Source organism: Ruegeria sp. C2 (genome assembly GCF_056537765.1).
Genome location: NZ_JBQFRZ010000001.1, coordinates 306,438 through 325,696, shown reverse-complemented (window position 1 = coordinate 325,696; position 19,259 = coordinate 306,438). Strand labels below are relative to the sequence as shown.

At 58.6% G+C, this 19,259-nt stretch carries 22 protein-coding genes; all 22 read right to left on the bottom strand.

What is annotated here, in order from left to right; all coding sequences use genetic code 11:
• Positions 1 to 11: 11 nt before the first annotated feature.
• Positions 12 to 1,556 (bottom strand): NADH-quinone oxidoreductase subunit M, encoded by a 1,545-nt coding sequence (locus ACR0IV_RS01625; RefSeq protein WP_480658210.1) that lies wholly within the window; start codon positions 1,554 to 1,556, stop codon positions 12 to 14.
• Positions 1,556 to 3,718 (bottom strand): NADH-quinone oxidoreductase subunit L, encoded by a 2,163-nt coding sequence (gene nuoL, locus ACR0IV_RS01620; RefSeq protein ID WP_480658212.1) that lies wholly within the window; start codon positions 3,716 to 3,718, stop codon positions 1,556 to 1,558. The genes ACR0IV_RS01625 and nuoL overlap by 1 nt, the downstream gene beginning before the upstream one ends.
• A 7-nt stretch (positions 3,719 to 3,725) precedes the next feature.
• Positions 3,726 to 4,031, bottom strand: coding sequence for an NADH-quinone oxidoreductase subunit NuoK (nuoK, locus tag ACR0IV_RS01615; RefSeq protein ID WP_005984024.1), 306 nt, complete (start codon positions 4,029 to 4,031; stop codon positions 3,726 to 3,728).
• Positions 4,032 to 4,035: 4 nt separating this feature from the next.
• Positions 4,036 to 4,638: an NADH-quinone oxidoreductase subunit J gene (locus tag ACR0IV_RS01610; RefSeq protein WP_480658213.1), complete on the bottom strand. Its 603-nt coding sequence runs from the start codon at positions 4,636 to 4,638 to the stop codon at positions 4,036 to 4,038.
• A complete protein-coding gene (locus tag ACR0IV_RS01605; protein ID WP_170400322.1) occupies positions 4,635 to 5,045 on the bottom strand; it encodes a carboxymuconolactone decarboxylase family protein in 411 nt (136 codons plus the stop codon). The genes ACR0IV_RS01610 and ACR0IV_RS01605 overlap by 4 nt, the downstream gene beginning before the upstream one ends.
• Complete coding sequence (nuoI, locus tag ACR0IV_RS01600; RefSeq protein WP_170769278.1) at positions 5,042 to 5,536, bottom strand: NADH-quinone oxidoreductase subunit NuoI; 495 nt, start codon at positions 5,534 to 5,536, stop codon at positions 5,042 to 5,044. The genes ACR0IV_RS01605 and nuoI overlap by 4 nt, the downstream gene beginning before the upstream one ends.
• A 3-nt stretch (positions 5,537 to 5,539) precedes the next feature.
• Positions 5,540 to 6,577: an NADH-quinone oxidoreductase subunit NuoH gene (gene nuoH / locus ACR0IV_RS01595; protein ID WP_058274400.1), complete on the bottom strand. Its 1,038-nt coding sequence runs from the start codon at positions 6,575 to 6,577 to the stop codon at positions 5,540 to 5,542.
• A 204-nt stretch (positions 6,578 to 6,781) separates the two neighbouring features.
• Positions 6,782 to 8,803, bottom strand: a complete 2,022-nt coding sequence (gene nuoG, locus ACR0IV_RS01590; protein ID WP_480658216.1) for an NADH-quinone oxidoreductase subunit NuoG — start codon at positions 8,801 to 8,803, stop codon at positions 6,782 to 6,784.
• A gap of 3 nt (positions 8,804 to 8,806) precedes the next feature.
• Positions 8,807 to 9,211, bottom strand: coding sequence for a DUF5333 domain-containing protein (locus ACR0IV_RS01585; protein WP_480470303.1), 405 nt, complete (start codon positions 9,209 to 9,211; stop codon positions 8,807 to 8,809).
• 98 nt (positions 9,212 to 9,309) lie between these two features.
• On the bottom strand, positions 9,310 to 9,663 hold the full coding sequence (locus tag ACR0IV_RS01580; RefSeq protein ID WP_480470304.1) for a hypothetical protein: 354 nt from the start codon (positions 9,661 to 9,663) through the stop codon (positions 9,310 to 9,312).
• A gap of 70 nt (positions 9,664 to 9,733) precedes the next feature.
• Entirely contained in the window at positions 9,734 to 11,032 is a 1,299-nt protein-coding gene (gene nuoF / locus ACR0IV_RS01575; RefSeq protein WP_480470305.1) for an NADH-quinone oxidoreductase subunit NuoF, read from the bottom strand.
• A 12-nt stretch (positions 11,033 to 11,044) separates the two neighbouring features.
• Entirely contained in the window at positions 11,045 to 11,263 is a 219-nt protein-coding gene (locus tag ACR0IV_RS01570) for a DUF5337 domain-containing protein (protein ID WP_480471911.1), read from the bottom strand.
• Between the two features lie 31 nt (positions 11,264 to 11,294).
• The gene (nuoE, locus tag ACR0IV_RS01565) at positions 11,295 to 12,395 is read right to left on the bottom strand and encodes an NADH-quinone oxidoreductase subunit NuoE (RefSeq protein ID WP_480658219.1); all 1,101 of its coding nucleotides are present in this window, start codon (positions 12,393 to 12,395) and stop codon (positions 11,295 to 11,297) included.
• Entirely contained in the window at positions 12,395 to 13,618 is a 1,224-nt protein-coding gene (locus ACR0IV_RS01560; protein WP_480658221.1) for an NADH-quinone oxidoreductase subunit D, read from the bottom strand. Before ACR0IV_RS01560 ends, nuoE begins: the two co-directional genes overlap by 1 nt.
• Positions 13,618 to 13,743 (bottom strand): hypothetical protein, encoded by a 126-nt coding sequence (locus ACR0IV_RS01555; protein WP_010442774.1) that lies wholly within the window; start codon positions 13,741 to 13,743, stop codon positions 13,618 to 13,620. Before ACR0IV_RS01555 ends, ACR0IV_RS01560 begins: the two co-directional genes overlap by 1 nt.
• The gene (locus ACR0IV_RS01550) at positions 13,743 to 13,916 is read right to left on the bottom strand and encodes a hypothetical protein (RefSeq protein WP_170397057.1); all 174 of its coding nucleotides are present in this window, start codon (positions 13,914 to 13,916) and stop codon (positions 13,743 to 13,745) included. The genes ACR0IV_RS01555 and ACR0IV_RS01550 overlap by 1 nt, the downstream gene beginning before the upstream one ends.
• A gap of 3 nt (positions 13,917 to 13,919) precedes the next feature.
• Complete coding sequence (locus ACR0IV_RS01545) at positions 13,920 to 14,522, bottom strand: NADH-quinone oxidoreductase subunit C (RefSeq protein ID WP_480658223.1); 603 nt, start codon at positions 14,520 to 14,522, stop codon at positions 13,920 to 13,922.
• Between the two features lie 11 nt (positions 14,523 to 14,533).
• Entirely contained in the window at positions 14,534 to 15,067 is a 534-nt protein-coding gene (locus ACR0IV_RS01540; protein ID WP_010442777.1) for a NuoB/complex I 20 kDa subunit family protein, read from the bottom strand.
• Positions 15,058 to 15,423 (bottom strand): NADH-quinone oxidoreductase subunit A, encoded by a 366-nt coding sequence (locus ACR0IV_RS01535; RefSeq protein WP_170325678.1) that lies wholly within the window; start codon positions 15,421 to 15,423, stop codon positions 15,058 to 15,060. Before ACR0IV_RS01535 ends, ACR0IV_RS01540 begins: the two co-directional genes overlap by 10 nt.
• A gap of 176 nt (positions 15,424 to 15,599) precedes the next feature.
• The gene (locus ACR0IV_RS01530; RefSeq protein WP_480658225.1) at positions 15,600 to 16,388 is read right to left on the bottom strand and encodes a crotonase/enoyl-CoA hydratase family protein; all 789 of its coding nucleotides are present in this window, start codon (positions 16,386 to 16,388) and stop codon (positions 15,600 to 15,602) included.
• 3 nt (positions 16,389 to 16,391) lie between these two features.
• Complete coding sequence (locus ACR0IV_RS01525) at positions 16,392 to 17,246, bottom strand: hydroxymethylglutaryl-CoA lyase (protein ID WP_480658227.1); 855 nt, start codon at positions 17,244 to 17,246, stop codon at positions 16,392 to 16,394.
• Between the two features lie 81 nt (positions 17,247 to 17,327).
• Positions 17,328 to 19,256 carry an acetyl/propionyl/methylcrotonyl-CoA carboxylase subunit alpha gene (locus ACR0IV_RS01520; RefSeq protein WP_480658229.1) on the bottom strand — a complete coding sequence of 643 codons (1,929 nt, stop codon included), beginning with the start codon at positions 19,254 to 19,256 and terminating at the stop codon, positions 17,328 to 17,330.
• Between the last annotated feature and the right edge of the window lie 3 nt (positions 19,257 to 19,259).

The following is a 19,259-nucleotide window of genomic DNA, read 5'->3' as shown; positions in this document are numbered from 1 at the left end:
CCAAAGCTCCCTTAATGCGAGGCGGCCGTCTGGGTCGCGGCCTCAGCCGCGGCCAGAGCCGTGTCATAGTTCGAGATTAGCGCAGTGGTGGATTGCCCGATCACGTCGGTCACCAGCGAGGGATAAACCCCAAGCAGAATGGTCATCACGATCAGCGGCGCGAAGATCAGCCGCTCGCGCGAGCTCATGTCGGTGATGGCTTTCAGGCTTTCCTTGATCAGGTCACCGAATACCACGCGGCGATACAGCCACAGCGCATAACCTGCCGAGAAGATCACACCGGTCGCGGCCACCGCCGTAACCCAAGTGTTAACCTGGAAGGCACCCATCAGGGTCAGGAATTCTCCGATGAATCCGGACGTACCCGGCAGGCCCACATTGGCCATGGTGAACAGCATGAAGACCAACGCATAAGCCGGCATCCGGATGACCAAGCCACCATAGGCCTCGATATCACGGGTGTGCATCCGGTCGTAGATCACGCCGACGCAGAGGAAGAGCGCCGCCGAGATGAACCCGTGGCTGAGCATCTGGAAAATTGCCCCATCAATGCCCTGCTGGTTTGCCGCGAATATCCCCATGGTCACAAAGCCCATATGCGCGACCGAGGAGTAAGCGATCAGCTTCTTCATATCCTCCTGCACCAGCGCCACCAGCGAGGTGTAAACCACCGCAATCGCCGACATCCACAGCACTACATCGGTCATCACCGCCGAGCCCACAGGGAACATCGGAAGACTGAACCTCAGGAAGCCGTAGCCGCCCATCTTCAACAGGATCGCCGCCAGAACGACCGAGCCCGCCGTCGGCGCCTGCACGTGTGCATCCGGCAGCCAGGTGTGGACCGGCCACATCGGCATCTTCACCGCAAACGACGCGAAGAAGGCTAGGAACATAAGCGTCTGCATACCGCCGACGATATACACGCCCAGCACGCTGAACCCTTCCGACGAGAACTGATGGCTCATCAGCGCCTCGATATCCGTGGTGCCCGCATCCGCGTACATAGCAACCATCGCCACCAGCATCAGCACCGAGCCAAGGAAGGTGTAGAGGAAGAACTTGAAGCTGGCATAAATCCGGTCTTTGCCACCCCAGATACCAATGATCAGGAACATCGGGATCAGGCCTGCCTCGAAGAACAGGTAAAACAGCACCAGATCCAGCGCCATGAACACGCCAAGCATCAGCGTTTCCAGCAGCAGGAAGGCGATCATGTATTCCTTGACACGATCCGTGACGTTCCAACTGGCCAAAATTGTCAGCGGCATGATGAAGGTGGTCAACAGGACGAACAGAACGCTGATCCCATCCACACCCATCTTGTATTTCAGACCCAGCAGCCACTCGCCCTCTTCCACCATCTGGAAGCCGGTGTTGGACGGATCAAAGCCGGTATAGATGCCGATCGAGACCAGGAAGGTCACAGTTGTGGCAACCAGAGCGACCCATTTCGCGTTGCGCTGTGCGGCTACGTCCTCACCATGCAGGAACAGGGCCAGAATGCCTGCTGCGATGGCGGGGATGAAGGTGACAATAGATAGGATATTGTCCATTAGTGTGCGCCTCCGCCGATAGACATCCAGGTGACAAGGGCAGCAATGCCCAAGACCATCCAGAAGGCGTAAGTAAAGATGTAACCGGTCTGAGCTTTCCCGGCGAGGCGGGTGAAGAAGGGCACGACACCCATCGAAACCCCGTTCAGGAAGCCGTCAATCGTGTTGCCGTCGCCGCGTTTCCACAGGAATCGGCCAAGCGCCACAGTGGGTTTGACGAAAATCGCGTCGTAGATCTCGTCAAAGTACCATTTGTTCAGCAGGAACAGGTACAGCGGACGCTGGTTCGCAGCCAGACGTGCAGGTAGTGAGGTGTTCACGATGTAGAACCAGTAGGCCACGATGAACCCAAGCAGCATCGCGACGAAGGGCGAAACCTTGACCCATTTCGGGGCCGCATGCGCATCGTCCAGCACATGGTTGTCAGGTGCCATATAAAGCGCACCTTCACCCGGTTCTCCGGCAAAGACATAGTGGTGATCGCCGCCATGCGAGTCCTTCTCACCATGCCCGTCATCCGTATGGGCGGTATCGGCATGGCTATCGTCTGCGTGGCTGTTGTCGGCATGGCTATCCTCGCCATGCAAATCTGCTTTGGCGTGATCGCCCGCCTCTGCATGCTCTGATGCCTCGGCCACCGGAATACCGTAGAATTTACCAACCTTGTCCGCATGTCCGAAGAACTGGCCGTACCACAACATGCCCGAGAACACGGCGCCCAGTGACAAGACGCCAAGCGGGATCAGCATGGTCATCGGGCTTTCATGCGCATGCTCGTGCGTATGCTTGTCACCACGTTCTTCGCCATAAAACGTCAGGAAGATCAGGCGCCAGCTATAGAACGACGTGAACATCGCCGCGATCACCAGCATCCAGAAAGCGTAGCCCGTGCCGCCTGCAAAGGCGCTTTCGATGATGGCATCCTTGGACAGGAAGCCAGCAAAGCCAAAGGTAGTCAAAGGGATACCAACGCCGGTGATGGCCAGCGTACCGATCATCATCGCCCAGAACGTATACGGGATCTTCTTCCGCAGGCCACCGTATTCGGTCATTTCCTGCTCGTGATGCATCGCATGGATGACCGAGCCCGCGCCAAGGAACAGCAGCGCCTTGAAGAACGCATGGGTCAGCAGGTGGAACATCGCCGCTGAATACATGCCGACGCCAGCGGCCACGAACATGTACCCCAGCTGGGAACAGGTCGAATAGGCGATGACACGTTTGATGTCGGTCTGCACCAGACCCACGGTCGCCGCGAAGAATGCGGTCGAGGCCCCAAGGAAAGTGATGAACCCGGTCGCCCCCGGCGCGAACTCCATCAGCGGCGACATGCGGCAGACCAGGAACACACCGGCGGTCACCATGGTTGCGGCGTGGATCAGGGCCGACACCGGGGTCGGGCCTTCCATCGCGTCCGGCAACCACGTGTGCAGGATCAACTGCGCCGACTTACCCATTGCGCCGATGAACAGCAGAACACAGATCACTTCGATTGCGGTCCACTCACCCCACAGGAAGTGCAGCTTCTCTTCTGCCAATGCCGGTGCCGAAGCAAAGATGTCCGAGAAATTGATACTGTCAGTCAGGAAAAACAGCGCGAAAATCCCCAACGCAAAGCCGAAGTCACCAACCCGGTTAACGATGAACGCTTTCATCGCCGCCGCATTAGCCGAAGGCTTGCGATAGTAGAAGCCGATCAACAGATACGAGGCGACGCCCACGCCTTCCCAGCCAAAGAACATCTGAACCAGATTGTCCGCCGTCACCAGCATCAGCATCGCGAAGGTGAAGAACGATAGATACGCAAAGAAGCGCGGCTTATAGCTTTCGCCCTCGCGCCACTGCGGATCGTGATCCATGTAGCCGAAGGAATAGAGGTGCACGAGCGCCGAAACGGTCGTCACCACGATCAGCATGATCGCCGTCAGACGGTCCAGACGAATGGCCCAGCTTGTCGACAGCGATCCGCTCTCGATCCAGCGCATGATTTCGATCTGCTGGGTGTGGCCGTCAAAAGTGAAGAACACGATCCATGACAGCAGACAAGCCAGAAACAGCAGGCCCGTTGCGGTCCACATGGCCGCCTTCTCGCCAATAAAGCGCCAGCCAAATCCGCAGAGCAGCGCGCCCACCAGCGGGGCAAAGAGGATGGTGGTTTCCATAGTTCTCTTAGCCCTTCATCATATTGACATCTTCAACCGCGATGGTGCCGCGGTTGCGGAAGAAGCAGACCAGAATGGCCAGACCAATCGCCGCCTCAGCCGCCGCAACGGTCAGCACGAACAGCGTAAACACCTGCCCGACCAGATCGCCGAGAAAACTGGAGAATGCCACGAGGTTGATATTCACCGCCAGCAGCATCAGTTCGATGCTCATCAGCAGGATGATGACGTTCTTGCGGTTCAGGAAGAGACCGAAGATGCCGATGACAAACAGCGTCGCCGCGACCGTAAGATAGTGTTCAAGTCCGATCATCGTCTTATAGCCCCTGCCCCGGTTTCACGTCCTTCAACTCCATCGCTTTGGCCGGGTCGCGCATCATCTGGCCGATGATGTCCTGACGCTTGATGTCCTGACGGTGGCGCAACGTCAGCACGATGGCGCCAATCATGGCCACCAGCAGGATCAGGCCTGCCAGCTGGAACAGAAGGAAGTATTGATCGTAAAGGATAACGCCGAGCGCCTCGGTGTTATGACGGTCCGACGGGACCGGCTGGGCCAGATTGGCCGCGGCTCCTTGCGCGCTGTCCCAGGCCCCGAAGGCCATGACAAACTGCATCAGGATCACCAGACCGATCAGCAGGGCAAGCGGCATATAGCGCGCCATCTCGGCCTTGAGCTCGGCAAAGTCCACGTCCAGCATCATAACAACAAACAGGAACAGGACCGCGACCGCGCCGACATAGACGATGATCAGCAGCATCGCCACGAACTCGGCCCCCAGAAGCACGAACAGCCCCGCCGAGGACAGGAAGGACAGGATCAGCCACAGCACCGAGTGCACCGGCTGACGGCTGATCACAGTGAACAGCCCGCCGGTGATGGCGCTGATGGCAAACAGATAGAAGGCAAAGACGGTCATTGATCCTCATCCTCGTTATCGCCCATGACCTCTTGCGCCAGATCCAGCGCGCGGGTCATGGCCGGGATGCCGGCAAAAACCGACATCTGCCCGATCGTTTCCACGATCTCTTGTTTCTTGGCGCCCGCTTCCAAAGCATGGCGCACAGTCTGGCGCACCGCCGAGTCCGCCTGCGCGCCCTGACAGGTCAGCCCGGCCAGCGTCAGCAGCAGGCGGGTCTTAGCGTCCAGCCCGTCCTTGTTGACGGTGTTGCCGAACATCATCTCCATGACCTCTTTCGGCATGGTCGGCCACAGCGCCTCAAACCCTTTGGGCGAGAAATTCTCCATCGCCGGGTTCATCGCCTTGGCCATGTCCTGAGCTTGCTTCATCATCAGCTCAAACGGATTTGTCGGCGTGTCACTCATCTGTACGGCGCGTCCATTTCCAGATTGCGGGCGATTTCGGCTTCCCAGCGCTCGCCGTTCGATAGGAGTTTTTCCTTGTCGTAAAACAACTCCTCGCGGGTTTCTGTGGCGAATTCAAAGTTAGGGCCTTCGACAATGGCATCGACCGGGCAGGCCTCTTGGCAGAAGCCGCAATAGATGCATTTGGTCATGTCGATGTCATAGCGCGTCGTGCGGCGGCTGCCGTCTTCGCGCGGCTCGGCGTCAATGGTGATGGCTTGAGCCGGGCAAATCGCTTCGCACAGCTTACAGGCGATGCAGCGTTCTTCGCCATTCGGATAACGACGCAGAGCGTGTTCACCGCGGAAACGCGGCGACAAAGGGCCTTTTTCGTGTGGATAGTTCACAGTGGCTTTGGGGGCGAAGAAATACTTAAGCCCCAGCTTCATACCGACCCAGAAGTCCTGCAGTAGGAAGTATTTGGCGGCGCGGGTATAGTCGATTTGGGTCATGGGTCAGCCTCCTACGCTCCAACGGGCGAACGCGCCCCAGAACCAGTCGAATTTCGCCGCGAAGGCCACGAAGACCACCCATGCCAGTGAGAACGGCAGGAACACTTTCCAACCCAGCCGCATCAGTTGGTCATAGCGGTAGCGGGGCGTGATCGCCTTGACCATCGCGAAGAGGAAGAAAAAGAATGCCATCTTGGCGACCATCCACAACACACCATCCGGCAGACCGGGGATCGGGGACAGCCAGCCGCCGAAGAACAGCAGCGTGGTCAGCGCACACATCAGGAAGATCGCGATGTATTCACCCGCCATAAACAGCAGGAACGGCGTGGCCGAGTATTCGACCTGATAACCTGCGACCAGTTCCGATTCCGCCTCGGGCAGATCAAACGGCGGGCGGTTCGTTTCCGCCAATGCCGAGATGAAGAACAGGAAGACCATCGGAAAATGCGGTAGCCAGTACCAGCTGAAGAAGCCGAAGCGACCGTCCTGAGCCTCGACAATGTGGCCAAAATTCATCGAACCCGTCGAGATGATCACACCAATGATGATCAAACCAATGGAAACCTCATAGGAGATCATCTGCGCGGCCGAGCGCAACGAACCCAGAAACGGATACTTTGAGTTCGACGCCCAACCGCCCATAATCACGCCATAAACTTCCAGTGAGGATACGGCGAAGACATAGAGAATTGCGACGTTGATATCCGACAGAACCCAACCGTCGTTGAAGGGGATCACCGCCCAAGCGATCATCGCCAGAACGAAGGACGTCAGCGGCGCGAGGATGAAAACTGTCCGATCCGCACCAGCAGGGATAACGACCTCTTTCACCACATATTTCAGCGCATCCGCCACCGATTGCAGCAGGCCATAGACGCCCACCACGTTGGGGCCGCGGCGCATCTGGACAGCGGCCCAGATCTTGCGGTCTCCGTACACGAGGAACAACAGCGAGATCATCACAAAGGCAACGACTGCAAGTACTTGCGCCAGAATGATGATGGCTATTCCGCCTGGGGTGTTAAAGAAATCAGCCATTGGTCCTCACACCGTGGGTATTCCGTTTTCCGCGAGCGATGCAAAGGCCAGATGCCTGCGCAATCTGCGGCTGGGTCGGCGCGTTGGTGTAAACAGCATCTGCCACCATTGCGCCACCCTTAATCTTGGGTTTCACACACAAATCAGGCGCGGCGAACTGCCACCCGGCCGCCGCGTTTGTCTGTGATATGAAACGGGTTGGGTTCATTCTGCCGCAATCTTCTCGGATTTGCGGGCCTGCGCCTGCGCCGAAAGCTCGGCCATCAGTTGCGAGGCGCGCGCGATCGGATTGGTCAGGTAGAAATCCTTGATCGCGTAGCGGAAAGTGGCCTTGCCCAGCGGGCCAGCCTCCAGCGCCTGAACTTTGTTCTCGATCACTTCGTCAATCTGGGTCAGGTGCGGAACCGCCTCAATCAGAGCCGTGCGCAGTTGTGCCAGTGAGTCATAGGGCAGCGTCGCGCCCAATTCAGCAGACAAGGCCCGCAGGATCGCCCAGTTTTCCTTGGCCTCACCCGGCGCGAAGCCCGCACGCATGGCCAGTTGCGGACGACCTTCGGTGTTCACGAACAGACCGTTTTCCTCGGTATAGGCGGCACCCGGCAAGATCACGTCGGCGCGGTGGGCACCCCGATCACCGTGGCTGCCCTGATAGATCACGAAAGCACCCTCGCCGATATCAACCTCGTCCGCACCAAGGTTGTATATCACATCAGCTGCACTCACAGCGTCCATGCCGCCTTCGTTTGTCGCATCCACATCCATCGCACCGACACGCGAAGCGGCAGTGTGCAGTATGATCAGACCACTATCTGTATTTGTTGCAATGGTTTGCGCGGCGGCCAGAACCGCAGCGCCATCAGCCTCTTGCAGCGCGCCCTGACCAACGATGACCAACGACGACTTGCCTTTGATCTCATCATCGCCCCCCATGTCGACGACTTTTTGCAGCGCAGCGCGGTCGTCACCCATGTGATGATACGCATAGGTCAGATCGACGGCAGGCCCGACCAGAGCCACTTCGGCCCCATGCGCCCATGCCTTACGGATACGCGCGTTCAGAACCGGAGCCTCATCACGCGGGTTGGTGCCGATCAGCAAAATACGCTCGGCACTATCGATGTCCTCAATGGCAGCAGTCCCGGCATAGGCCCCGCGATTGCCAGCAGGCAGCTTGGCACCATCAGTCCGGCATTCAACAACACCACCCTGCCCTTCGATCATCTGTTTCAGAGCAAAGGCAGCCTCAACCGGAGCCAAGTCACCCACGATCCCGGCGGGTTTCTCGGCGCCTTTCAGCGCCTGCGCGGCTTTGGTCAGCGCCTCGGACCAAGTGGCGGGCCGCAGCTTGCCGTTCTCGCGGACGTAAGGCTTGTCCAAACGCTGACGGCGCAGCCCATCCCAGACAAAGCGGGTCTTGTCGCTGATCCATTCCTCGTTCACACCGTCATGGTTACGCGGCAAAAAGCGCATAACCTCACGCCCCTTGGTATCCACGCGGATGTTCGAGCCCAATGCGTCCATCACATCGATGGACTCGGTCTTGGTCAGCTCCCATGGACGGGCGGTAAAGGCATAGGGCTTGGACGTCAGCGCCCCAACCGGACACAAGTCGATAATGTTGCCTTGCAGGTTCGAATCGAGTGTCTGATTCAGATACGACGTGATCTCAGCATCCTCACCACGACCGGTCTGACCCATCTGGGTGATCCCGGCCACCTCGGTGGTAAACCGCACGCAGCGGGTGCAGGAGATACAACGGGTCATCGCAGTACCGACCAGCGGCCCCAGATCCAAATCATCCACCGCGCGCTTGGCTTCCTTGAAGCGTGTGCCCGACAGACCATAGGCCATCGCCTGATCCTGAAGATCGCATTCACCACCCTGATCGCAGATCGGGCAATCCAGCGGGTGGTTGATGAGCAGAAACTCCATCACCCCTTCACGGGCCTTCTTGACCATGGGAGAGTTCGTCTTGACCACAGGCGGCTGCCCTTCCGGACCCGGACGCAGATCGCGTACTTGCATCGCGCAAGAGGCCGCCGGTTTCGGCGGGCCACCGACGACCTCCACCAGACACATCCGGCAGTTCCCGGCAATCGACAAACGCTCATGATAGCAGAAGCGCGGCACCTCGACCCCGGCCTGTTCACAAGCCTGGATCAGGGTCATCGCCCCATCGACTTCAATTTCTTGCCCGTCGATATTGATCTTGCGGAGGTCAGACATGGTCTAGTTCGCCCTCAAATACACGCCAATGGCGCTGTTTCTTTCGATTTCTTTCTTGCCCAACGTGCAGAAAGAATTGGGATTTTCATAGGATACGCCGTTCTGCGCCAGATACGCTTCGCCCTTGGCGCGCATCCGGTCCTTTTCGGCATCCGAATCCACGTAGGCGCGGATTTCACCGTCCGAATATCCCAGTTTGTTTGCTTTGGACCTCAAGCCCCACATCACCCCGATCGCCTTCATCCGGCGCCCGCTGATCGACGAGCAATATTCGGAAATCTCGTTTGCGATTGCGATGTAGTAGAGTTCGTTGTCGATCTCTTTGACTTCGCGCAAAGGCGGCTTCGCCTCGGCGGCAATAGGGACAACCAGTGCTGTGGCCAGCGCAAGCTTCTTCAGAACAGACATGGATTTTCCTTTCGTCTTGGGTTTCCCAAGACGCACCCCGTCTGATGCGCTAGTCAATAACGCCACGCGACCCGCGTCGTGATATCCGATAACACGGCTCATGGACGCTGACACGTTCCTGCAAAAGTCAGCTTGTCCTTCTCGATCCGCAGCTTCTGCGGCTCTGTATCCGGGCCTACCGCCCAGTCGATGCGCGACGACCCGAAATTCTGCACGCAGTATTTGGTGCCCTCAAATCGCCCAGCCTCGCGCGCGCCGTCCACAGAAGCAGAGACGCCATTCACCGTGACCGTGAAATCGGTCGGAGACACGCGTTTGTTGACCGGCTTGGCCTTGGCGTTAAAGAACTGTCCGTCAAAGGCCACTCGATTGGCCCGAGAAGGAGCCTCACCGCAAGCCGACACAACCGTCGCTGCAGCCAAAAAAAAGATCAGGGATCGTTTCACGCGCATCTTTTCCCCCATCAATACGTCATCACAAACGTGACAGCGTGCAAGTATTCGACAGCCTGCCCCATTATGATCACTCCGCCGCCATCGCGCCCATACGGCCCGACTTCTGGGCTTTGATGCGATCTTCGATCTCTTCCCGGAAGTTGCGGATCAGGCCCTGGATCGGCCACGCCGCCGCGTCACCCAGCGCACAGATCGTATGCCCTTCGACCTGTTTGGTTACGTCGAACAGCATGTCGATCTCTTCGAGTTCGGCCTCGCCGCGCACCAATCGGTCCATCACACGCATCATCCAGCCGGTGCCTTCGCGGCACGGTGTACACTGACCGCAGCTTTCGTGCTTGTAGAACTTGGACAGTCGCCAGATCGCTTTGATGATATCGGTGGATTTGTCCATCACGATGACCGCAGCCGTGCCAAGACCCGAGCCCAGCTCACCGCGCAAATAGTCGAAATCCATGATCGCGTCGCGCATGTTTTCTCCACGCACACACGGCACGGACGAACCGCCCGGGATCACGGCCAGCAGATTATCCCAACCGCCGCGAATACCGCCACAATGGGTTTCGATCAGTTCTTCGAAGGAAATCGACATCGCCTCTTCGACGACGCACGGGTTGTTCACATGACCTGAGATCGCAAACAGCTTGGTGCCTGCGTTGTTCTGACGGCCAAAACCCGCAAACCAGTCCGCGCCACGGCGCAAGATGGTAGGAACAACGGCAATGGATTCCACATTGTTCACGGTGGTCGGGCAGCCATAAAGACCTGCCCCTGCCGGGAACGGCGGCTTCATCCTCGGCATCCCCTTCTTGCCCTCAAGGCTTTCGATCAGGGCGGTTTCTTCGCCGCAGATATAGGCCCCAGCCCCGTGATGCAGAAACAGGTCGAAATCCCATCCAGAGCCAGCCGCATTCTTGCCCAGCAAACCAGCGTCATAAGCTTCGTCAATTGCGGCCTGCAGCGCTTCGCGCTCGCGGATGTATTCACCGCGCAGGTAGATGTAGCAAGTGTGCGCATTCATCGCGAAGGACGCAATCAGGCACCCTTCGATCAGCGTATGCGGATCATGGCGCATGATCTCGCGGTCTTTGCAGGTGCCGGGCTCGGATTCATCCGCATTCACAACCAGATAGGCCGGACGTCCGTCACTTTCCTTGGGCATGAACGACCATTTCAGACCAGTCGGGAAGCCCGCACCGCCGCGGCCACGCAGACCTGAATCCTTCATCGTCTGGATGATCCAGTCCCGCCCGTTGCCGATCAGGCCAGCGGTGCCGTCCCAATGCCCGCGGGCCTGCGCGCCTTTCAGCGTGCGCTCATGCATCCCGTAGATGTTGGTAAAGATCCGGTCCTGATCCTTCAGCATCGCGTGTTACCTTCAGCTGTCCTGACGCATGCGCCAGAGTTGAAAAATGTTGACGCCCGCATAAATGAACCCTGCCAGAGCGGCAAAATCAAAAAGCAGCGCATAGCGGCCCGGCAATCCCAGTTGCGGACCCACAAAGGACATGGCAAGCCAAAGGATCATCGTCACCGCGATGACGATGCCGATATGGCGGCCCTTGCGGGCTATGGCCTGTTCCTTGTCCTTATCCATCTCATCCCGATGCCCTAAAGGGGCACCTGTTCTAGTCGTCGTATGTGCCATCTTCCTTGGCACGTTTGGCAAATTCTGTCTCTTCACCCGCTGCCAGCTTGGCCGCTTGTTCGATCCAACCGTCGCGTTCGATCCGGCCTTTGAATTTCAGCCGAGCATCAACCCAGGCCACCTGCTCGGGTGTCCATTTAGCGATCTGGTCGTAGTGGAAAAAGCCCAAACCGTTCAGCGTTTCTTCCAGTTTCGGCCCAACGCCTTTCAGCATCTTCAGATCATCCGGCTTACCATCGCGTGCACCGCTAAGAGTCTCGGGCTGATCTTCTTTGGCCGCCTTCGCCTCGGCGGCCTGTTTCACCGCAGGTTTCGCCGGGGCCGGAGCCTTAGGCGGTTTCGGTGCAGCTTTGGTTGCCGCCGCCTTGCCATCTTTGCCCAGCCAAGGTGTCAGGATTGGTACCTCGGTGCCGTCGATGCGCTTGACCGTATCGCCCAGATCGGAAGCGAGTTGAACACTAGCGTTATACTGCGTTCTGCCACTGTCATAATTCGTCAGACTGGTCAGCCCTTTCAGGGGCTCAGCCGCATAGCGCCCGTTTTGCGGACCCGGGGTTGGTACTTTTCCAGCGGCCAGATCATCGATGATCTTACCAAAACTCTCGGCAGTCAGGTCCTCGTAGTAATCCTTGCCGATCTGAGCCATAGGTGCATTGGTGCAGGACCCGAGGCATTCCACCTCTTCCCAACTCAGCTTGCCATCAGCAGAAAGTTGATGCGGCTTAGCGGCAATCTTTTCCTTGCAGACCGCAATCAGATCCTCGGCCCCACAGATCATGCAGGAGGTCGTGCCGCAAACCTGAATATGTGCGACCGAACCAACCGGTTTCAGTTGGAACATGAAGTAGAACGAGGCAACCTCGAGCACGCGGATATAGGCCATACCCAGCATGTCAGCGACGGATTCAATCGCCGGACGGCTTAGCCAGCCCTCCTGCTCCTGTGCGCGCCACAGCAGAGGAATGACCGCGCTGGCCTGACGGCCTTCGGGGTATTTGGTAATCTGCGCTTCAGCCCATTGCTGGTTGGCGGCAGAAAAGGCAAAGCTTTCGGGTTGTTCGGGATGAAGACGGCGGAGCATTAGCGGTCAATCTCTCCAAATACGACGTCCATGGTGCCGATGATGGCAGCGACGTCGGCCAGTTGATGCCCTCCGGCAACGTGGTCCATGGCTTGCAAGTGCAGGAAACCCGGCGCGCGGAGTTTGGCGCGGTAGGGTTTGTTGGTGCCGTCGGCGACCAGATAGACGCCGAATTCGCCCTTGGGGGCCTCAACGGCGGCATAGACCTCGCCCGCGGGAACGTGGAAGCCTTCGGTGTAAAGCTTGAAGTGATGGATCAGGCTTTCCATCGAGGTCTTCATGTCCGAGCGTTTCGGCGGGGTGATCTTGCCGCGGGCCAGAACGTCGCCGGGGCATTCACGGATTTTGGCGATGGCCTGACGGATGATCAGCAGCGACTGGCGCATCTCTTCCATCCGCACCAGGTAACGGTCATAGCAGTCGCCGTTTTTGCCGACGGGGATCTGAAACTCGAACTCGTCATAGCACTCATAGGGCTGCGCGCGACGCAGGTCCCAGGCCAGACCCGATCCACGCACCATGACGCCCGAGAAACCGTATTTCTGGATGTCATCTTCGCTCACTACGCCAATATCGGCGTTGCGCTGTTTGAAGATGCGGTTTTCGGTCAGCAGACCGTCTATGTCGTCCAGAACGGCGGGGAATTCGTGGCTCCACGCCTCGATATCGTCCAGCAGTTCCGGCGGCAGGTCCTGATGAACGCCACCGGGGCGGAAATAGGCGGCGTGCAGGCGGGCACCACAGGCACGCTCATAGAACACCATCAGCTTTTCGCGTTCCTCGAAACCCCACAAAGGAGGTGTCAGCGCGCCCACATCCATTGCCTGAGTCGTCACGTTCAGCAGATGGTTCAGAATGCGGCCAATCTCGGAATACAAAACGCGGATCAGAGAGCCCCGGCGCGGCACTTCCACTCCGGTCAGTTTTTCGATGGCCAGACACCAGGCATGTTCCTGGTTCATCGGCGCCACATAATCCAGACGGTCGAAATACGGCAGGTTCTGCAGATACGTCCGGCTTTCCATCAGCTTTTCGGTGCCACGGTGCAGCAGGCCGATATGCGGGTCGCAACGCTCGACGATCTCGCCGTCCAGTTCGAGTACCAAACGCAAAACCCCGTGCGCCGCAGGGTGTTGCGGGCCGAAGTTGATGTTGAAGTTGCGGATCTTCTGTTCTCCGCTCAGCGCGTCCGTGCTGCCGTCATCATATCTTGAGCCGTCCATCAACGCCCTCGTTTCTTTTTCGCTTCGGCCCGAACCCGGACCTTTTCCGCTTCAGCCGCCTTGGCAGCGGCACCGGCCAGCAGAACACCCAGCGCCCCAAGCGCGATCAGTTCCCCAAGCCCCATCAACGGCGCTCCATCTCTTGTAGTTTCATGGCCATGATCCAGATCAGGATCAGCGTTCCGATCGGTATGACGCAGGCGACGACCCAGTATTTCTCGATCCCGAAATGCGGTAGCAGTTTCAGCATCGGGATAATCGTGGCAACCGTGACGGCAATCCAGATCAGGAACTCCATGACTTACGACTCCTGCTTCTCATCCCCCGGAAGAATGTAGTTCGCACCTTCCCACGGGGACATGAAATCGAATTGACGGTATTCCTGCACCAGCGAGACAGGCTCATAGACCACGCGCTTTTGCGCCTCGTCATAGCGAACCTCGGTATAGCCGGTGGTCGGGAAATCCTTGCGCAGCGGGTAACCCCTGAAGCCATAATCCGTCAGGATACGCCGCAGGTCCGGATGGCCCGAGAACAGGATGCCGAACATATCGAACACCTCACGCTCGAACCAGTTGGCCGAGGGGTGAACATCGACAATCGAGGGCACCATGTCATCCTCGCGGATCGAAACCCGCAGGCGGATACGCTGATTCTGGTACATCGACAGGAAGTGATAGACCACGTCGAACCGTTTGGCGCGCTCGGGATAATCAACTCCGGTGATATCGACCAGAGACGAGAACTTGCAGTTCTGGTCGGATTTCAGAAATTCGACAAATTCCACCAGATTCGACGGGGCAACATCCACGTTCAACTCGTCATGGGTCACGTCCCAGGACAGAACGCAATCTGCCCGCTTCAGTTCCAACTGCGCGCCGAGTTCCTTGAGTGCTTCGCTCATCTGCCCTCTCCTCAGCGTACGATTGTGCCGGTGCGGCGGATTTTGCGTTGCAGCTGCATCAGACCATAAAGCAGCGCTTCAGCGGTTGGAGGGCAGCCGGGTACGTATATGTCGACCGGCACAACGCGGTCGCACCCACGCACAACAGAATAAGAATAGTGGTAGTAGCCACCGCCATTGGCGCAGGAGCCCATAGAGATCACATAGCGCGGCTCGGGCATCTGATCGTAGACCTTGCGCAGCGCAGGGGCCATCTTGTTGGTCAGGGTTCCGGCCACGATCATCACATCCGACTGACGCGGAGACGCTCGGGGGGCAATGCCAAACCGTTCTGCATCGTAGCGCGGCATCGAAGTGTGCATCATCTCAACCGCGCAGCACGCCAGACCAAAGGTCATCCAGTGCAACGAGCCGGTACGGGCCCAGTTAATGATGTCCTCGGTCGATGTCAGCAGAAAGCCTTTGTCCTGCAACTCGGCATTCAGGGCCTGGGTGGCGACTTCCTTGTCGACGCCAGCGGTGTTTGCACCCGTCATCACTCCCATTCCAGGGCCCCCTTCTTCCATTCATAGGCAAAGCCGATGGTCAGCACCGCCAGGAACACCATCATGGACCAGAACCCAACATCGCTGATGTCCTTGAAACCAACGGCCCAGGGAAACAGGAAGGCGATTTCCAGATCGAAGATGATGAAAAGAATCGAGACCAGATAGAATCGGACATCGAATTTCATCCGCGCATCGTCGAAGGCGTTGAAGCCACATTCATATGCGCTGACCTTTTCGGGGTCTGGATTGCGGACAGCCAGGACCACAGCAGCCAGAATCAGCACGATTCCAAGGCCCACGGCAACGGCAAGAAACACCAGAATCGGGAGGTACTCCCGCAGCAGGTCTTCCACGTATAGCTCCTTTCCTGCGCATGTCCCGGAAGGGTGCGCCGTCAATTGGCGATTTGACTGGACATTCTCTATCCCTGTGGGGTCAGAGGGTCAACCGAACAGAAACGCGCAGGCAGGCAATATTACCATTCCCCAACCGGCTATGGCTACAAAGGCTCTTCGATCCGCCTAATCGGTTAAACCTGTCTATTCCATACAGGTTTTCGCTTGTCGAAGAAGGCTGCGATTCCCTCTTTTGCTTCGTCGGTTTCCCAGCGCGCGACAAGCTGTTGAATGGTGTGATCAATCACAGCATCGTCAATGCGCGGCCCAAGCGACTGGATCATCTGCTTAGCCGAAGCGACTGCGCCCGGCGCGCAGGACAAATAAGGTTGGATTTCCGCTTCAACCGCCTCTGTCAACGAGTCGGCGGGCACGGCGCGGGCCAGCAGGCCCAGTTCAACTGCTTCTGCGGCGTCGAACAGGCGAGCGGACATAAAGACACGCCGCGCCCGCGCTTCTCCCATGCGGGCAATGACATAGGGGCCGATCGTAGCCGGGATCAGCCCCAGACGGGTCTCGGTCAAACCCATCTTCAGGCCGTTCACCCCAATTGCCACATCACAGACCGAGGCCATCCCCACACCGCCACCAAACGCATTACCCTGCAACGCGCCGATCAGGGGTTTGGGCAGCGTGTTCAGGGCGTTCAGCATCTCGGCCAGCTTGCGCGCCTCTACAAAGCGCGTCTCGGGATCGGCCGCCATTTGTGCCTGCATCCAGCCAAGATCACCGCCGGCGCAAAAGCTCTTGCCCGATGCGGCCAGAACGACCACCCGCACCGAGTCATCACTGGCCAGTTGCCCGGCGGCCTGTGTCAGCTCTGCAATCATCTGCGCCGACAGCGCGTTATGCTTCTCCGGACGATCCAGCGTCAAAGTGGCCATGCCGCGTTCGTCTGTTTTCAGGGTAATAGTCTCGAACATATCTTATTCCGTCCGCATTGCCCGCGCCATGTCCGCCGCCTGTTCCAGAACAGACGCATCCAGACCCGTCTCATATCCCAGCCGTTCCAGATGCGCAGCCACCGCTTCAGTCGCAACATTGCCTGCCGCTCCGGGCGCGTAAGGGCACCCCCCCAACCCGCCCACGGCGGAATCAAACACCCGCACGCCCAGCGCCAGCGAGGCGTCGATATTATCGATCGCACGCCCGTTGGTGTCGTGGAAATGACCCGCAAGCCGGGTCACTGGTACCCGCTCACGAACTGCCAGCAGCATATGCGCGATCTTGTCCGGTGTCCCCTGTCCAATCGTATCGCCCAGCGAAATCTCGTAGCAGCCGTGGGCAAACAAGGCGTCTGCCACCTCGGCCACCTTCTCGGGCGGGGTTGGGCCGTCATACGGGCAATCGGTCACGCAAGAAACATACCCTCGAACCGGCAGATCGATGTGGCGTGCAGCCTCAAGGATCGGGGCGAAGCGTTCGATGGACTCAGCAATGGTCGCATTGATGTTGGCTTTCGAGAACCCTTCGGACGCCGATGCAAACACCGCAATCTCATCTGCCTTGGCTGCCAAAGCATCCTCATATCCACGCATATTCGGCGTCAGCGCCGCATAGCGTACGCCCTCGGCCCGCGTGATCCCGGCCAGAACCGCACCGCTGCCCGCCATCTGTGGCACCCATTTCGGTGAGACAAAGCTTGCAACTTCAATCCGGTTAAACCCGGCACGGCTGAGGCAATCGACCAGAGCCACCTTCTCGGCCACCGGGATCTCGCGCCTCTCGTTCTGAAGCCCATCCCTCGGCCCGACCTCGAAAATCTCGACCCGTTCCTTCATCAGCACGTCCCTCCCCGGCTTATTCTTGTTTCAAAGTAGGATGTGACCCGACTGTGCCACGCAATGCACGGGCCGAACAGATCAATCCTCGGCCAACCGAACCAGTGCCGCACCGGCCTCGACCTGTGCACCCGCCTCGGCCAGCACCTCGGCCACCACCCCATCTCGAGCAGCCAACAGAGAATGTTCCATCTTCATGGCTTCCAGAATCGCCAGACGATCGCCTTCCTTCACCGCCTGCCCTGCAGAGGCAAACACCGCCTTGACCAGACCGGGCATCGGCGCCTCGATTACATTTGTATCGCCCGCGGCACTTGCATCGCGGTCCAGAGGGTCAACAATCTCGAACACCTGCCCGTAGTCGTCGAATACGGTGATCTGGGACCCGGCAACAGCGACCTTGGGCATGGGTGCGCCATCAAGGACCCAGCCATTTCGGCGCTGCGCGATCAGCTGTGCGCCCTCGACCTGCCAAATCTGCCGGTCCTGACTTTCGACCTGCACATCCAGATCAACAACCTCTCCATTCCGCAACAACTGCACCGCTCGATGCAGTGGCCCCCACAGGGTAAAGCCCGTCTCTGGATCCGTCTCGACCAGACCAAGCGCCGTCATCGCGGCAGCTACTGTCGAAACGTTATTCGTGCCGGCTTCTTTCACCAGTTCATCAAGGTCTCTACCGATGAGACCCGTATCCACGTCACCAGATGCAAACCCATTATGACGCGTCAGAGCACCAAGAAATGCAAGGTTGGTCACTGTTCCGGCAACCTCGGTCCGGCGCAGGACGCGATGCAGGCTTTCCAAAGCAACCGCGCGGGTCGGGCCATGCACCACGACCTTGGCAATCATCGGATCGTACCAGGGGCTGATCGTATCCCCGGCCCGCACGCCACTATCGGCGCGGCAGCCTGCCGGGAAGCGCAGATGGGTCAGAGTGCCTGTCGCCGGCAGAAAGCCCTTAGGCACGTCCTCGGCATAAAGCCGTGCCTCAAACGCATGACCATTGATCGACAGATCATCCTGCCGCTTTGGCAGGCTCTCCCCCGCCGCCACGCGCAACTGCCACTCGACCAGATCAATGCCGGTGATCGCCTCAGTCACCGGATGTTCCACCTGCAGGCGCGTGTTCATCTCCATGAACCAGAACCGATCAGGCCGCAGCCCGTCCGAGGCATCGACGATGAACTCGACCGTGCCCGCGCCCTTATAGCCAATTGCCTCAGCCGCACGCACGCCCGCCTGCCCCATCGCCTCGCGCATCTCAACGGTCATGCCGGGGGCCGGGGCCTCTTCGATCACCTTCTGATGCCGCCGCTGCAACGAACAATCGCGTTCAAACAAATGTACTGCATGGGTGCCGTCGCCGAACACCTGCACTTCGATATGGCGGGGCTTGGCGACAAATTTCTCGACCAACACAGCATCATTACCGAACGCCGTCTTCGCCTCACCACGCGCGCTGTCCAAAGCAGCCGAGAACTCCTCGGGCTTCTCGACCAGCCGCATCCCCTTGCCGCCGCCACCTGCAACGGCCTTGATCAGGACGGGATAACCAATGGTAGCCGCCGCCCCGGCCAGATGTTCGGGGTCCTGATTGTCGCCATGATAACCGGGCACCACAGGTACCCCCGCTTCCTCCATCAGTACCTTGGCCGCATCCTTCAAGCCCATCTTGCGGATCGCGCCTGCCGATGGCCCGATGAAGGTCAGACCGGCTGCCTCAACAGCGTCCACAAAGTCAGGATTCTCGGACAGAAAGCCATAACCCGGATGGATCGCTTGGGCCCCCGTATCGAGCGCCACCTGAATGATCAGATCGCCCTTTAGATAACTCTCAGCCGGAGCCGCGCCGCCGATATGTACAGCCTCATCCGCCATCTGCACATGCTTGGCCGAAGCGTCCGCATCGGAATAAACAGCCACGCAGGATACGCCCATCTTCTGAGCGGTTTCCATCACACGACAAGCAATCTCGCCCCGGTTGGCAATCAGGATTTTGTTGAACATAGC

What these genes read in the sequence shown, in the direction of transcription:
- ACR0IV_RS01625 (WP_480658210.1), bottom strand. Translation starts at nt 1,556, where the DNA reads ATGGACAATATCCTATCTATTGTCACCTTCATCCCCGCCATCGCAGCA.
- nuoL (WP_480658212.1), bottom strand. Translation starts at nt 3,718, where the DNA reads ATGGAAACCACCATCCTCTTTGCCCCGCTGGTGGGCGCGCTGCTCTGC.
- nuoK (WP_005984024.1), bottom strand. Translation starts at nt 4,031, where the DNA reads ATGATCGGACTTGAACACTATCTTACGGTCGCGGCGACGCTGTTTGTC.
- ACR0IV_RS01610 (WP_480658213.1), bottom strand. Translation starts at nt 4,638, where the DNA reads ATGACCGTCTTTGCCTTCTATCTGTTTGCCATCAGCGCCATCACCGGC.
- ACR0IV_RS01605 (WP_170400322.1), bottom strand. Translation starts at nt 5,045, where the DNA reads ATGAGTGACACGCCGACAAATCCGTTTGAGCTGATGATGAAGCAAGCT.
- nuoI (WP_170769278.1), bottom strand. Translation starts at nt 5,536, where the DNA reads ATGACCCAAATCGACTATACCCGCGCCGCCAAATACTTCCTACTGCAG.
- nuoH (WP_058274400.1), bottom strand. Translation starts at nt 6,577, where the DNA reads ATGGCTGATTTCTTTAACACCCCAGGCGGAATAGCCATCATCATTCTG.
- nuoG (WP_480658216.1), bottom strand. Translation starts at nt 8,803, where the DNA reads ATGTCTGACCTCCGCAAGATCAATATCGACGGGCAAGAAATTGAAGTC.
- ACR0IV_RS01585 (WP_480470303.1), bottom strand. Translation starts at nt 9,211, where the DNA reads ATGTCTGTTCTGAAGAAGCTTGCGCTGGCCACAGCACTGGTTGTCCCT.
- ACR0IV_RS01580 (WP_480470304.1), bottom strand. Translation starts at nt 9,663, where the DNA reads ATGCGCGTGAAACGATCCCTGATCTTTTTTTTGGCTGCAGCGACGGTT.
- nuoF (WP_480470305.1), bottom strand. Translation starts at nt 11,032, where the DNA reads ATGCTGAAGGATCAGGACCGGATCTTTACCAACATCTACGGGATGCAT.
- ACR0IV_RS01570 (WP_480471911.1), bottom strand. Translation starts at nt 11,263, where the DNA reads ATGGATAAGGACAAGGAACAGGCCATAGCCCGCAAGGGCCGCCATATC.
- nuoE (WP_480658219.1), bottom strand. Translation starts at nt 12,395, where the DNA reads ATGCTCCGCCGTCTTCATCCCGAACAACCCGAAAGCTTTGCCTTTTCT.
- ACR0IV_RS01560 (WP_480658221.1), bottom strand. Translation starts at nt 13,618, where the DNA reads ATGGACGGCTCAAGATATGATGACGGCAGCACGGACGCGCTGAGCGGA.
- ACR0IV_RS01555 (WP_010442774.1), bottom strand. Translation starts at nt 13,743, where the DNA reads ATGGGGCTTGGGGAACTGATCGCGCTTGGGGCGCTGGGTGTTCTGCTG.
- ACR0IV_RS01550 (WP_170397057.1), bottom strand. Translation starts at nt 13,916, where the DNA reads ATGGAGTTCCTGATCTGGATTGCCGTCACGGTTGCCACGATTATCCCG.
- ACR0IV_RS01545 (WP_480658223.1), bottom strand. Translation starts at nt 14,522, where the DNA reads ATGAGCGAAGCACTCAAGGAACTCGGCGCGCAGTTGGAACTGAAGCGG.
- ACR0IV_RS01540 (WP_010442777.1), bottom strand. Translation starts at nt 15,067, where the DNA reads ATGGGAGTGATGACGGGTGCAAACACCGCTGGCGTCGACAAGGAAGTC.
- ACR0IV_RS01530 (WP_480658225.1), bottom strand. Translation starts at nt 16,388, where the DNA reads ATGTTCGAGACTATTACCCTGAAAACAGACGAACGCGGCATGGCCACT.
- ACR0IV_RS01525 (WP_480658227.1), bottom strand. Translation starts at nt 17,246, where the DNA reads ATGAAGGAACGGGTCGAGATTTTCGAGGTCGGGCCGAGGGATGGGCTT.
- ACR0IV_RS01520 (WP_480658229.1), bottom strand. Translation starts at nt 19,256, where the DNA reads ATGTTCAACAAAATCCTGATTGCCAACCGGGGCGAGATTGCTTGTCGT.